This is a genomic window from Kitasatospora sp. NPDC036934, assembly GCF_055608425.1.
On sequence record NZ_JBVJQR010000008.1, the window covers coordinates 1 to 12,541 of the forward strand.

Genomic DNA, 12,541 nt, shown 5'->3' on the forward strand with positions numbered 1-12,541 from the left:
GGTCTGAAAATCACCCGTCACGCCCCTCTCCGCACCCACCCCCTCCACCGCCCCCTTCCGCAGCGCGTCCCTCTCGCCTGGGGCGGGTGAGGGGGGAGGTGGGGGTGGGTGCGGGTTGGTGCGGGGTGGGGGGTGTTGGGGGTGGGTGTGGCGAAGCCGCCGGCACCTTGGGGGTGACGGCGGCTTCGGGGTGGGTCAGGCCTTGCGGAGTTGGAAGGCGAGGCCGAGGGATTCGTCGGTGAAGGTGGTGGACTCCCAGTCGGCTGCGCCGGCGGCGAAGTCGGTGGCGAGGACCTCTTCGGCGACCAGGGGGCCGTGTTCGGCGATGGCCTCGGCGGTGTCCTCCGAGGTGGCGCGCCAGCGGAGGACGATGCGGTCGGCGACGTCCAGGCCGGAGTTCTTGCGGGCTTCCTGGATCTGGCGGATGGCGTCGCGGGCGACGCCGAGGCGCTTCAGCTCCGGGGTGATGGCCAGGTCGAGGGCGACGGTGGCGCCGGACTCGTTGGCGACGGCCCAGCCCTCGCGCGGGGTCTCGGTGATGATCACCTCGTCGGGGGAGAGGGTGATCGTCTCGCCGTTGAGTTCGACGCCGGTCTCGCCGGAGGCGCGCAGGTCGGCGGCGAGCTGGGCGGCGTCCGCGGCGGCGACCGCCTTGGCGACGTCCTGCACGCCCTTGCCGAAACGCTTGCCCAGCGCGCGGAAGTTGGCCTTGGCGGTGGTGTCGACGAGGGAGCCGCCGACCTCGGCGAGGGATTCGAGGGTGGCGACGTTGAGCTCCTCGGCGATCTGCGCGCGCAGGTCGGCGGGCAGCTCCTCCCAGCCCTGGGCGGCGACCAGTGCGCGGGACAGCGGCTGGCGGGTCTTCACGCCGGACTCGGCGCGGGTGGCCCGGCCCAGCTCGACCAGGCGGCGGACCAGCGCCATGTGCCGGGAGAGCTCGGTGTCGATCAGCGTCTCGTCGGCCTCGGGCCAGGTGGCCAGGTGCACGGAGGCCGGGGCCTGGGGGTCGGTGGGGACGATGAGGTCCTGCCAGACCCGTTCGGTGATGAACGGGGTGAGCGGAGCCATCAGGCGGGTGACGGTCTCCAGTGCCTCGTGCAAGGTGGCGAGCGCGGCGGCGTCGCCCTGCCAGAAGCGGCGGCGGCCGCGGCGGACGTACCAGTTGGAGAGGTCGTCGACGAAACCGGAGAGCAGCTTGCCGGCGCGCTGGGTGTCGTAGGCCTCGAAGGCCGAGTCGACCTCGCGGACCAGGGTGTTCAGCTCGGAGAGCACCCAGCGGTCCAGCTGCGGGCGGTCGGCCGGGGCCGGGTCGGTCGCGGAGGGCGCCCAGTTCGAGGTGCGGGCGTACAGGGCCTGGAAGGCGACGGTGTTCCAGTAGGTGAGGAGGGTCTTGCGGACCACCTCCTGGATGGTGCCGTGGCCGACCCGGCGGGCCGACCAGGGCGAGCCGCCGGCCGCCATGAACCAGCGGACGGCGTCCGCGCCGTGCTGGTCCATCAGCGGGATCGGCTGCAGGATGTTGCCCAGGTGCTTGGACATCTTGCGGCCGTCCTCGGCCAGGATGTGGCCCAGGCAGACGACGTTCTCGTAGCTGTTCTTGTCGAACACCAGGGTGCCGACGGCCATCAGCGTGTAGAACCAGCCGCGGGTCTGGTCGATCGCCTCGGAGATGAACTGCGCCGGGTAGCGCTTCTCGAACAGCTCCTTGTTCTGGTACGGGTAGCCGTACTGGGCGAAGGGCATCGAGCCCGAGTCGTACCAGGCGTCGATGACCTCGGGCACGCGGGTGGCGGCGCCGCCGCAGTCACGGCAGGCGAACGTGACCGCGTCGATGTACGGGCGGTGCGGGTCCAGGCCGCTCTGGTCGGTGCCGGTGAGTTCGCTGAGTTCGGCCAGCGAGCCGACGCAGGTGAGGTGGCCCTCCTCGCAGCGCCAGATCGGCAGCGGGGTGCCCCAGTAGCGGTTGCGGCTGAGCGCCCAGTCGATGTTGTTGTTCAGCCAGTCGCCGAAGCGGCCGTGCTTGACCGTCTCCGGGAACCAGTTGGTGGCCTCGTTCTCGCGGATCAGCGCGTCCTTGACGGCGGTGGTCCGGATGTACCAGGACGGCTGCGCGTAGTAGAGCAGCGCGGTGTGGCAGCGCCAGCAGTGCGGGTAGCTGTGCTCGTACGGCAGGTGGCGGAAGAGCAGGCCGCGCTCCTTGAGGTCCGCGACCAGGGCCTCGTCGGCCTTCTTGAAGAACTGGCCGCCGACCAGCGGGACCTCGGGGGCGAAGGTGCCGTCGGCGAGCACCGGGTTGACCACCGGGAGGCCGTACTTGCGGCAGGTCGCGAGGTCGTCCGCGCCGAAGGCGGGGGACTGGTGGACGATGCCGGTGCCGTCCTCGGTGGTGACGTAGTCGGCGTTGAGGACGTAGTGGGCGTTCTCGATCTCGACCAGGTCGAAGGGGCGGCGGTAGGCCCAGCGCTCCATCTCGGCACCGGTGAAGGACTCGCCGGTGCTCTCCCAGCCCTCGCCGAGAGCCTTGGCCAGCAGCGGCTCGGCCACGACCAGTTGCTCGTTGCCGTCGGTGGCCACCACGTAGGTGACCTCCGGGTGGACGGCGGCGGCGGTGTTGGAGACCAGCGTCCACGGGGTGGTGGTCCAGACCAGCAGGGCGGCCCGACCGGCCAGCGGGCCGCTGGTCAGCGGGAAGCGGACGAACACCGAGGGGTCGACCACGGTCTCGTAGCCCTGGGCCAGCTCATGGTCGGACAGGCCGGTGCCGCAGCGCGGGCACCAGGGGGCGACCCGGTGGTCCTGGACCAGCAGGCCCTTGTCGAAGATCTGCTTGAGCGACCACCAGACGGACTGGACGTACGACGGGTCCATCGTGCGGTAGGCCTCGTCGAGGTCGACCCAGTAGCCCATGCGGGTGGTCAGCTCGGCGAAGGCGTCGGTGTGGCGGGTCACCGAGTCGCGGCACTTGGCGTTGAACTCGGCGATGCCGTACGCCTCGATGTCCTGCTTGCCGGAGAAGCCCAGCTCCTTCTCGACGGCCAGCTCGACCGGGAGGCCGTGGCAGTCCCAGCCGGCCTTGCGGGCGACGTGGTAGCCCTTCATCGTCCGGTACCGGGGGAAGACGTCCTTGAAGACGCGGGCCTCGATGTGGTGGGCACCGGGCATGCCGTTGGCGGTCGGCGGGCCCTCGTAGAACACCCACTCGGGGCGGCCCTCGGACTGCTCCAGGCTGCGCTGGAACACCTTGTTGTCCTGCCAGAAGGAGAGGATCTGGTGTTCGAGGGCGGGGAGATCGACCTGTGCGGGGACGGGGTTGTAGGAATTCATCGCGGGCGTCTACCTCCGGCGGATGCTGGGACTGGATCCTCCGGAGGGACGAGACGGCCTGGCCGCCCCGCGGTACCACCCTCCTTGGCCGCCGTACTGCGCTGCGGCCCTCTTGTTTGGGCTTGCTGCCGGGTCTAGTGGGCCGCCGTGGGCTGGGCGGTGGCCGTTCTTCCGGCGGCTCCGGGGTGATCTTCCCGTCGTGCACACCCCCGGGCTCGCACCGTCCCCGGGTCGCTGGTGGCTGCGTACGTCGGTACTCGTCCCATCTGCGCCTTGCAGGGCAAGTGTATCGGCCGGGCGAGACGGTTTGTCCAAACGGTTTCGGGGGAGGCCGATCCGGGCTGGTCGGCGGGGGCGGTTAGGCAGGGGTGAGGTGGGCACAAGTCTCTCAGCGCGTGGGGCGTGGCGCTTGGGGCGGCTGCCTGGGTGGGATCATCACGAGGCGCCGGTATGTCATGTTGTGACCGGTTTTGATCGGGATTATCGTTCCGGCACTGGAAGCCGCCGGGAACCGGCGGCTCGATTCGTTCGTAGATGGGGTCGAAGCCATGGCTGAGAAGGCAACCAGCGCGGGTACCGCCACCAAGCGGGCACGCAAGGCCGTGGCGGCCGATCCAGGGGAGGGGACCGTGACCACTACCGCACCTCAGAACACCAGTACCGACACCGTCACCGTGCCGCGCGGAGCCGAGTCGGTCGACCCGGCCACGCTGCCGGTCCGGCCGGGCGAGGACGCCTGGACCTCGGAAGAGGTCCACGAACTGCACGACGAGCTGATCGCCGACCTGGAACGGCTGCGCGGCGAGATCGACGCGGCCGACGCCGCCATCGCCGGCCTGATGCGCGACTCCAACGACGGAGCCGGCGACGACCAGGTGGACGCCGGTACGAAGAACATCTCGCGGGAGAGCGAACTGGCCCTCGCCAACAACGCCCGGGACAGCCTCGCCCAGACCGAGCGCGCCCTGGGGCGGCTGGAGGGAGTCGGCTTCGGCACCTGCGAGTCCTGCGGACAGGCCATCGGCAAGGCCCGGATGCAGGCCTTCCCCCGGGCCACGCTCTGTGTGCAGTGCAAGGCCAAGCAGGAACGCCGCTGACGCGGAGCGCTTGACCGGGCGGCTCGGTTGGGCGACCGGGGCGACCTGGGGGGTCGGGCTTGCCGTACGCTCGACCCCGTAACGTCGCCTGACTCGTCGGTACGGACGCGTTCAGGCCCTCACCGGCTCACATCGGCAGCGGAGCGGATCATCAGTACGCAAGGTTCCCCTCAGACCCGGGACGACGCCGTCCCGAACCCCGCCGATGGCGCGGAGGCGGTTGTGGCCGAACCCACCGAGCCCACCGGGCCCTCCGGGGCGGGCTCCGCGGAGAACGGGAACGCGGACGAGGCGGTCGCCGGGGGCGGGGCCACGGCGCTGGACGAGCCGAAGGGCCGGCGGCGGGTCGGGGTACTGCTGGTCGTCGCCGTCCTCGCGTTCCTGATCGACCTCGCCAGCAAGCTGCTCGTCGTCGCCCGACTGGAGAACCACGCGGCGATCAAGGTGATCGGTGACATCGTCACCTTCCAGGTGATCCGCAACTCCGGCGCCGCCTTCGGCATGGGGCAGGCGCTGACCGTCGTCTTCACCATGATCGCCTCGGCCGTCATCGTGGTGATCTGGCGGATCGCCCGCCGGCTGTACAGCCTCCCGTGGGCTATCGCGCTCGGGCTGCTGCTCGGCGGTGCCCTCGGCAACCTCACCGACCGGCTGTTCCGCGCGCCCGGTGTCTTCCGCGGCCACGTCGTGGACTTCATCTCGGTCCAGCACTTCGCGGTGTTCAACCTCGCCGACTCGGCGATCGTCTGCGGCGGCATCCTCGTGGTGCTGCTCTCGTTCCGCGGCAGCAACCCGGACGGGACCGTGCACCAGCAGGCGGAGAAGGGCGACAAGTAGTGCGCTCCGTCCTCCGCCGGGAGCAGTGCGGCTCCCGGCGGGGGAAGGGGCACCGCGCGTTTCCGGCATACTCGTACGGGTGAGTACCGCAGCGCAGATCCGAAGCCTCCCCGTTCCCGACGGCCTGGAGGGCGAGCGCCTCGACGCCGCCCTCGCCCGGATGTTCGGCTTCTCCCGGACCAAGGCCGCCGAACTGGCCGCCGAGGGCAAGGTGACGCTCGACGGCGCCGTGGCCGGCAAGTCGGACCGGGTGACCGCCGGCTCCTGGCTGGAGGTCGAGATCCCCGCCCCCGCCGCCCCGGTGCAGATCGTGGCCGAGCCGGTCGAGGGCATGCGGATCGTCCACGACGACGACGACATCGTCCTGATCGACAAGCCGGTCGGCGTCGCCGCACACCCGAGCCCCGGCTGGACCGGAACCACCGTCATCGGCGGGCTCGCCGCGGCCGGCTACCGGATCTCCACCTCCGGCGCGGCCGAGCGGCAGGGCATCGTGCACCGGCTGGACGTCGGCACCTCGGGCCTGATGGTCGTCGCCAAGTCCGAGCGGGCCTACACCGACCTCAAGCGGCAGTTCCACGACCGGATCACCGACAAGCGCTACCACACGCTGGTCCAGGGCCACCCGGACCCGCTGAGCGGCACCGTCGACGCGCCGATCGGGCGGCACCCCAGCTCGGACTGGAAGTGGGCGGTGACCCGCGACGGCAAGCCGTCCGTCACCCACTACGACCTGATCGAGGCGTACCGGGCGGCCTCCCTGATGGCCATCAAGCTGGAGACCGGCCGCACCCACCAGATCCGCGTCCACATGTCCGCGCTGCGGCACCCCTGCGTCGGCGACCTGACGTACGGCGCCGACCCGACGCTCGCCAAGCGGCTCGGGCTCACCCGGCAGTGGCTGCACGCCGTCTCGCTCGGCTTCGAGCACCCGGCGGACGGGCAGTGGGTCGAGTTCAGCAGCGAGTACCCGGCGGACCTGCAGAAGGCCCTCGACATCATCGCCTCGGAGAGCTGAGATGACCGTCTCCGTGCGGATCGCCGAGAGCGAAGCGGACCTGGAGCTGGCGCGGGCCGTCCGGCGTGAGGTGTTCGTCGTCGAGCAGAACGTGCCGGAGGAGCTGGAGTACGACGAGTACGACGCGACCTCGGTGCACGTGCTGGCCGTGGGCGCGGACGGTGCGGGGCTCGGGACCGGGCGGCTGATCTTCGGCGACCAGGCGCTGGAGCTGACCGGGGGCGTCGAGGGACGCGTGCTGCTCGGGCGGCTCGCGGTCGTCGCGGCGGCCCGGGGGACCGGGCTCGGGGTCGAGCTGGTTCGGGCGATCGAGGAGGCGGGGCGCGAGCGCGGGGGCGTCGAGGTCGAGCTGCACGCACAGGTGCGGGCGCTCGGGTTCTACGAGCGGCTGGGGTACGTGGCGGAGGGGCCGGCGTATGACGATGCCGGGATTCCGCATCGGACGATGACGAGGGTTTTGTAGGGCTTTGCAGGTCGGGGCGGGTGTGCGGGTCTCGGCCTTCCGCTTCGCGCAGTTCCCCGCGCCCTTTCGGGGCGCGGGGACCTTTGTTTGAGGGGGAGGGGCAGGGGTGCGGGCTCAGGTGTCGGTGGTGCGGAGGCGGGGGAGGGCTTGGGGGTGCTCGTCGCGGAGGCGGGCGATGAGCTGTTCGCGGATGTCGAAGCGGAGTTGGGCGGCGTCGTCGGGGGTGCGGGCGGTCATCGTGGCGCGGACGACGATGGTGCTGGGGGTGGTGTCGGTGACGTTGAGCGCCCATTCGTCGCCGTCCCAGCGGGGGTGCTGTTCCAGCAGGGTGTGCAGGGTGGCGCGGAGGTCGTCGACCCGGGTGGTGTGGTCGAGGTGGAGCAGGACGGCGGCGAGCAGGCCGGGATCGCGGCGGGTCCAGTTCTCGAAGGGCTTGTTGACGAAGTAGGAGACCGGGACGATCAGTCGGCGGTAGTCCCAGAGCCGGACCACCAGGTAGGAGAGGGTGATCTCCTCGACGGTGCCCTGCTGGCCGTCCATCACCACGGTGTCGCCGATCCGGACGGTGTCGCCGAAGGCGATCTGGAGGCCGGCGAAGAAGTTGCCCAGGGTGCTCTGGGCGGCGATGCCGGCCACGATGCCGATCAGGCCGGCCGAGGCGAGCAGGCTGGCGCCGACGGTGCGCATCGCGGAGAAGGTCAGCAGCATCACGGCGGCGGTGACCACGACGATCACCGCGCTGACCACCCGGCGCAGCATGCTGACCTGGGTGCGTACCCGCTGCACCCGGGCCGGGTCGTCGGTGGCCGTCTCGTAGCGGCGGAGCAGTGCCTCCAGGGCGGCGGCCACCACGCGGACGGTGAGCCAGCCGAGGGAGGCGAGCAGGAGCAGTAGGAGCAGGTGGTGGGCGCCCTCGTCGTCGGCCAGGTGGAAGATCCGCTTGAGCGGGTCGATGGCGAGCAACAGGGCTGACGCGATGGCGAGTTGGAGCGGGATCCGGCAGCGGCGGAGCAGTGCCCAGACCGGTGCCCCGGGGTGGTCGGCGCTGATCCGCTGGAGGGCCTGGTCGACGATCCAGCCGATCGCGAGGGTGACGGCGACGGTGGCGAGCAGGGTGATCAGCGGCCAGAGCACGGGGGACCTTCTCGGGGCGGGAGAGGCGGGTGACCCGTACGATACTGGCGCTCAGTGTCCTGAAACGGGTGAAAAGGGGTGGCGGCTTTATCGGACACCTACTCGTGCGGCGGATACGATCTGCCCCCATGGAGTTCGGTGGGGCATGGCGTCGATGGCGCGGCCGGGGTACGTCGGTACGGCGCAGGCTGGTAGCCGGGGCGGTGGCCCTGGTGGCGGTGGCCGGGGTCGGCACGGTGGCGGTGGCGTCCGACGGTGAGCAGGCGGTCCATCAAGAGGATCGTTTCCTCAGCTTGCCGGAGACGCCTGGCAGCACCCAGCAGGTCCAGCTGGACACCTCGTTCTTCACCGCCGGCACCGGCCCGCGCCCGGCCGTGCTGCTCGCGCACGGCTTCGGCGGCTCCAAGGAGGGCGAGCGGGACCGCGCCCAGCAGCTGGCCCGGCAGGGCTACGCGGTGCTGACCTGGTCGGCGCGAGGCTTCGGACACTCGGGCGGGAAGATCGGGCTGAACGCGCCGGACCGGGAGGTCGAGGACGTCAAGCACCTGGTGGACTGGCTGGCCCAGCGGCCCGAGGTGCAGCTCGACGGCCCCGGCGACCCCCGGGTCGGCATCACCGGCGCCTCGTACGGCGGGGCGATCTCGCTGCTGGCCTCGGCGTACGACCACCGGATCGACGCGGTGGCCACCCAGATCACCTGGTGGAACCTGGCCGACGCGCTGTTCCCGCAGGGGGTGCAGGGCTCGGGCGCGGCCGACGGCGTGTTCAAGAAGCTGTGGGCCGGGATCTTCTTCACCACCGGCTCGGCGGGGGACCTCGGGCCCTCGGGCGGTGCGCCGCGCAACGGGACCAAGCCGGACGGCGCCCCGACGGACGGGCAGGTCGGCTGCGGGCGGTTCCTGGACTCGCTCTGCCAGATGTACGACCGGGTCGCCACCGCCGGGCACGCCGACCCGGAGGCCGTCGCGCTGCTGGACAGGTCGAGCCCGTCCTCGGTGGCGGCGCAGCTCAAGGCGCCCACCCTGGTGGTGCAGGGCCAACAGGACTCGCTGTTCCCGCTCGACCAGGGCGACCGGATCGCCCAGGCGGTCGCGGCCAACGGCGCGCCCGTCTCGGTGGACTGGTTCGCCGGCGGGCACGACGGCGGGACGGACACCAGCGCCCGGGTGGACGACCGGGTCACCGCCTGGTTCGACCACTACTTGAGGGGGCGCGGGAACGACACCGGGCCGCAGTTCCGGGTGACCCGGACCGGCGGCGTGGACTCGACCGGCTTCCAGGCCGTGCTGCGCGGCGCGGACGCCGACCGCTACCCCGGGCTCGGGGGGACCGCGACCCGGTCCGTCGAGCTGACCGGCCGGGAGCAGGCCCTCGCCAATCCGCCCGGCGGGGCGCCGCCGGGGATCTCCACGCTGCCCGGGATCGGTGCGCTGAGCCAGGCGGCCTCGCTCGGGGCCGGGCTCTCGCTGGACTTCCCCGGGCAGAACGCCGCCTTCGAGTCGGTGCCGCTGGACAAGCCGCTGCACCTCACCGGGCAGCCGACGGTACCGGTACGGGTGACGGCGGACCGGCCGGACGCGGTGCTGTTCGCGAAGCTGTACGACGTCGGGCCGGACGGCAAGGCGGTGCTGCCGCAGCAGCTCGCGGCGCCGCTGCGGGTCACCGGCGCCGACGCGGGGCAGACGGTGACCGTCCGGCTGCCCGCCGTGGACCATGACTTCCCGGCCGGGCACCGGCTGCGGCTGGTGCTGGCCTCCACCGATCTGGCGTACGCCTCGCCGGCCGACCCGGCCACCTACCGGGTGGCGGTGGCCGGGGCACTCACCGCGCCGACCGTCGACGAGCTGGTCACGGAGGCGGCGCCGCTGCCCGCGCGGACCTGGATGCTGCCGGTGGGCGCCGTGCTGGTGGCCGCCGGGGTGGTGCTGCTGCCGTGGCTGCGGCGGCGGCTGCGGCGGGGGGCTGCGGCGGGTGGGCCGGCGGGGCTCTCCGGGCCGTCGGGGCCCTCGGGGCCCGAGTTCGATCCGGCGCTGGCCGGGGTGCCGCTGCGGATCAGCGGGCTGAGCAAGCGCTACAAGGGCTCTCAGGACCGTTATGCCGTAAGGGAGTTGGGCTTCCGGGTGGAGCGGGGCCAGGTGCTCGGCCTGCTCGGGCCGAACGGGGCCGGGAAGACCACCACGCTGCGCATGCTGATGGGCCTGATCCGGCCGGACGCCGGGGAGATCCGGGTCTTCGGGCACCTGATCCGCCCCGGGGCGCCGGTGCTCTCGCGGGTCGGGGCGTTCGTCGAGGGCGCGGGCTTCCTGCCGCACCTCACCGGACGCGCCAACCTGCGGCTGTACTGGAAGGCCACCGGGCGCCCGGAGGCCGACGCGCGCTTCGACGAGGCGCTCGCGATCGCCGGGCTGGGCGAGGCGCTGGACCGCGCGGTGCGGACGTACTCGCAGGGCATGCGGCAGCGGCTCGCCATCGCCCAGGCGATGCTCGGGATGCCGGACCTGCTGATCCTGGACGAGCCGACCAACGGGCTGGATCCGCCGCAGATCCGCGAGATGCGCGAGGTGATGATCCGGTACGCGGCCGCCGGCCGGACCGTCATCGTCTCCAGCCACCTGTTGGCCGAGGTCGAGCAGAGCTGTACGGATCTGGTGGTGATGGACCGCGGGCAGCTGGTGACGGCCGGGCCGGTCGGCGAGATCGTCGGCGGTGGTGAGCTGCTGATGATCGGGGTGGCCGCGTCCTACGACCCGGAGCCGGTCGTCGAGAAGATCGGCGCACTGGCCGGGGTCGGCTCGGCGGAGGCGGTCGAGGGCGGGCTGCTGGTCCGGCTGGACGGGCTGCCGGCGAGCGAACTGCTGGCGGAGCTGGTGCGGTTGGGGGTGCCGGTGGAGAGCGCCGGACCGCAGCGGCGCCTGGAGGACGCGTTCCTGTCGTTGATCGGAGGTGCGGCGTGAGCGCTGCCAGGGTGACGAGTGACAGCACGGACGCCGGCCGGGGCGACCGTGCCTCGGGGGACCATGCGGTGGGGTACCGGGCGAGCCGGACCCTGCCGCTTCGGGTGGAGGCGATCCGGCAGCTGCGCCGGCGGCGCACCCTGGCGATCGGCGCGGTGCTGGCCGCCATGCCGTTCGTCATCCTGGCGGCGTTCCAGATCGGCGGCACCCCCGGGCGCCCGGACCGGACCACCTTCATCGACCTGGCCACCGCCTCGGGCGCCAACTTCGCCGTCACCATGCTGTTCGTGGGCACCGGCTTCATGCTGGTGATCCCCGTCGCCCTGTTCTGCGGGGACACCGTGGCCTCGGAGGCCAGCTGGTCCTCGCTGCGCTACCTGCTGGCCGCGCCGGTGCCGCGGGCCCGGTTGCTGGCCCGCAAGTTCGTGGTCGGGCTGGCGTTCTCGGCGGTCGCGGTCGTCATGCTGCCCGCGATCGGGCTGGTCGTGGGCACGGTGGCGTACGGCTGGGGGGACCTCAAGCTGCCCGCCGGGGCCAGCCTGCCGGCCGGGGAGGCGCTGCCCCGGATCGCGATCGCGGTGGCCTTCGTGTTCCTGAGCGAACTGGTGATCGCCGCGCTGGCGTTCTGGCTGTCGACGGCCACGGACGCGCCGCTGGGGGCGGTCGGCGGGGCGGTGTTCCTGTCGATCATCACCGGGGTGCTGGACGCCGTCACCGCGCTGGGGGACCTGCGGGAGTGGCTGCCGGCGCACTGGCAGTACGCCTGGGCGGACGCCCTGCAGCCGCAGCTGGAGTGGGGCGGCATGCTGCAGGGGGTCTCGTTGTCGCTGTCGTACGCGGTGGTGCTGTTGGCGCTGGCCTTCCGCGGGTTCGCGCGCAAGGACGTGGTGTCGTAGCGGGGTGGGGGCAGGCCCGGGCGTCGGGGCGGGGGCTCAAGGGTGGGCGGGGCCCGGGGCGGGGCCTCCGGTCGGGGCGGGGTTGCCGGGCAGGGCGGTGCTGCCGGACAGGGCCGTGAAGAGGAGCCGCCACAGCGGTTCCCCGCCGGGGGCGCGGGTGCCGCCGTCGCACTCGGTGCGGGTGTTCAGCAGCCCCCGGAGCACGATCAGCAGCAGCTCGGCGACCAGGGGCGGGCAGTGGTCGGGGAAGCCGCTGTCGCGCTGGGCCCGGCGGACCAGGTCGGTCAGGGCGACGTGCATGTCGGCGAGGACGTCGGCGGGGGCCTGGGCCAGGTTGGGGCAGTCCGCCGCCAGCCGGAGGGCGGCCCGCAGCCGGACGTCCGACCGCAGCCGGTCGGCGAAGCCCACCACGACGCCCCGGAGCACCTCGGCGGCGTCGGCTCCCGGGGTGTCGTACTCGGCGTGCACGCTGGTCCAGACCGTCCGGGACTCGTCGATCAGGGCGCGGGCCAGGGAGCCCTTCGAGGGGAAGTGGCCGTAGAGCGCGCCCTTGGTCATGCCGATGCGATCGGCCACCGTGTTCAGGGTGGTGCTCTCGTAGCCCTGGGCGGCGAAGATCTCGGCCGCGGCCGTCAGGACCTTCTCCCGGGTGCGGCGCGCCCGCTCCTGCTTTGCCATGTTCCTGCCCTCCGTGGTTGACGACAGCTCATACATACCATCGGGATGGAATGTTGTTGCAAGGCTTACGTTGGTGGAGGGAGTGTGCTTGTCCTTGCCCGTCGGATCGAGGTCAAGAAACATTCCTAAAGGAAGGAATC

9 protein-coding genes are annotated in these 12,541 nt (G+C 72.2%); 6 read left to right on the forward strand and 3 right to left on the reverse strand.

The features are described from left to right. Nucleotides 1-195 precede the first annotated feature (195 nt). Nucleotides 196-3,324 carry an isoleucine--tRNA ligase gene (ileS, locus tag ACZ7BZ_RS13670; RefSeq protein WP_470358470.1) on the reverse strand — a complete coding sequence of 1,043 codons (3,129 nt, stop codon included), beginning with the start codon at nucleotides 3,322-3,324 and terminating at the stop codon, nucleotides 196-198. Between the two features lie 629 nt (nucleotides 3,325-3,953). Between ileS and ACZ7BZ_RS13675 the strand changes: the two genes are divergently transcribed. The 4 genes from ACZ7BZ_RS13675 to ACZ7BZ_RS13690 all read left to right on the forward strand — a co-directional run bounded on the left by ACZ7BZ_RS13675 (nucleotide 3,954) and on the right by ACZ7BZ_RS13690 (nucleotide 6,739). Beyond that, on the forward strand, nucleotides 3,954-4,421 hold the full coding sequence (locus tag ACZ7BZ_RS13675; RefSeq protein ID WP_470358471.1) for a TraR/DksA family transcriptional regulator: 468 nt from the start codon (nucleotides 3,954-3,956) through the stop codon (nucleotides 4,419-4,421). A gap of 222 nt (nucleotides 4,422-4,643) precedes the next feature. Next, entirely contained in the window at nucleotides 4,644-5,258 is a 615-nt protein-coding gene (lspA, locus tag ACZ7BZ_RS13680) for a signal peptidase II (RefSeq protein ID WP_380462004.1), read from the forward strand. Between the two features lie 79 nt (nucleotides 5,259-5,337). Then, a complete protein-coding gene (locus ACZ7BZ_RS13685) occupies nucleotides 5,338-6,276 on the forward strand; it encodes an RluA family pseudouridine synthase (protein WP_380462005.1) in 939 nt (312 codons plus the stop codon). Nucleotide 6,277: 1 nt separating this feature from the next. Further along, entirely contained in the window at nucleotides 6,278-6,739 is a 462-nt protein-coding gene (locus tag ACZ7BZ_RS13690) for a GNAT family N-acetyltransferase (protein WP_470358472.1), read from the forward strand. Nucleotides 6,740-6,853: 114 nt separating this feature from the next. Here the strand turns inward: ACZ7BZ_RS13690 and ACZ7BZ_RS13695 are convergent, their stop codons facing one another. Next, on the reverse strand, nucleotides 6,854-7,873 hold the full coding sequence (locus ACZ7BZ_RS13695) for a mechanosensitive ion channel family protein (RefSeq protein ID WP_470358473.1): 1,020 nt from the start codon (nucleotides 7,871-7,873) through the stop codon (nucleotides 6,854-6,856). Between the two features lie 128 nt (nucleotides 7,874-8,001). On the opposite strand from ACZ7BZ_RS13695, the gene ACZ7BZ_RS13700 reads away from it, so the two are divergent. Both ACZ7BZ_RS13700 and ACZ7BZ_RS13705 read left to right on the forward strand, forming a co-directional pair. After that, the gene (locus ACZ7BZ_RS13700) at nucleotides 8,002-10,827 is read left to right on the forward strand and encodes an alpha/beta fold hydrolase (RefSeq protein ID WP_470358474.1); all 2,826 of its coding nucleotides are present in this window, start codon (nucleotides 8,002-8,004) and stop codon (nucleotides 10,825-10,827) included. A gap of 11 nt (nucleotides 10,828-10,838) precedes the next feature. Further along, nucleotides 10,839-11,723 carry an ABC transporter permease gene (locus ACZ7BZ_RS13705; protein WP_470358764.1) on the forward strand — a complete coding sequence of 295 codons (885 nt, stop codon included), beginning with the start codon at nucleotides 10,839-10,841 and terminating at the stop codon, nucleotides 11,721-11,723. Nucleotides 11,724-11,759: 36 nt separating this feature from the next. Here ACZ7BZ_RS13705 and ACZ7BZ_RS13710 read toward each other — a convergent pair whose 3' ends face one another. Continuing rightward, nucleotides 11,760-12,401 (reverse strand): TetR family transcriptional regulator, encoded by a 642-nt coding sequence (locus tag ACZ7BZ_RS13710; protein ID WP_470358475.1) that lies wholly within the window; start codon nucleotides 12,399-12,401, stop codon nucleotides 11,760-11,762. Nucleotides 12,402-12,541: the final 140 nt, after the last annotated feature.

Bases quoted from the DNA above. Each gene is read 5' to 3' on its own strand.
- ileS (WP_470358470.1), bottom strand. From the start codon at position 3,324: ATGAATTCCTACAACCCCGTCCCCGCACAGGTCGATCTCCCCGCCCTC.
- ACZ7BZ_RS13710 (WP_470358475.1), bottom strand. From the start codon at position 12,401: ATGGCAAAGCAGGAGCGGGCGCGCCGCACCCGGGAGAAGGTCCTGACG.
- ACZ7BZ_RS13700 (WP_470358474.1), top strand. From the start codon at position 8,002: ATGGAGTTCGGTGGGGCATGGCGTCGATGGCGCGGCCGGGGTACGTCG.
- ACZ7BZ_RS13690 (WP_470358472.1), top strand. From the start codon at position 6,278: ATGACCGTCTCCGTGCGGATCGCCGAGAGCGAAGCGGACCTGGAGCTG.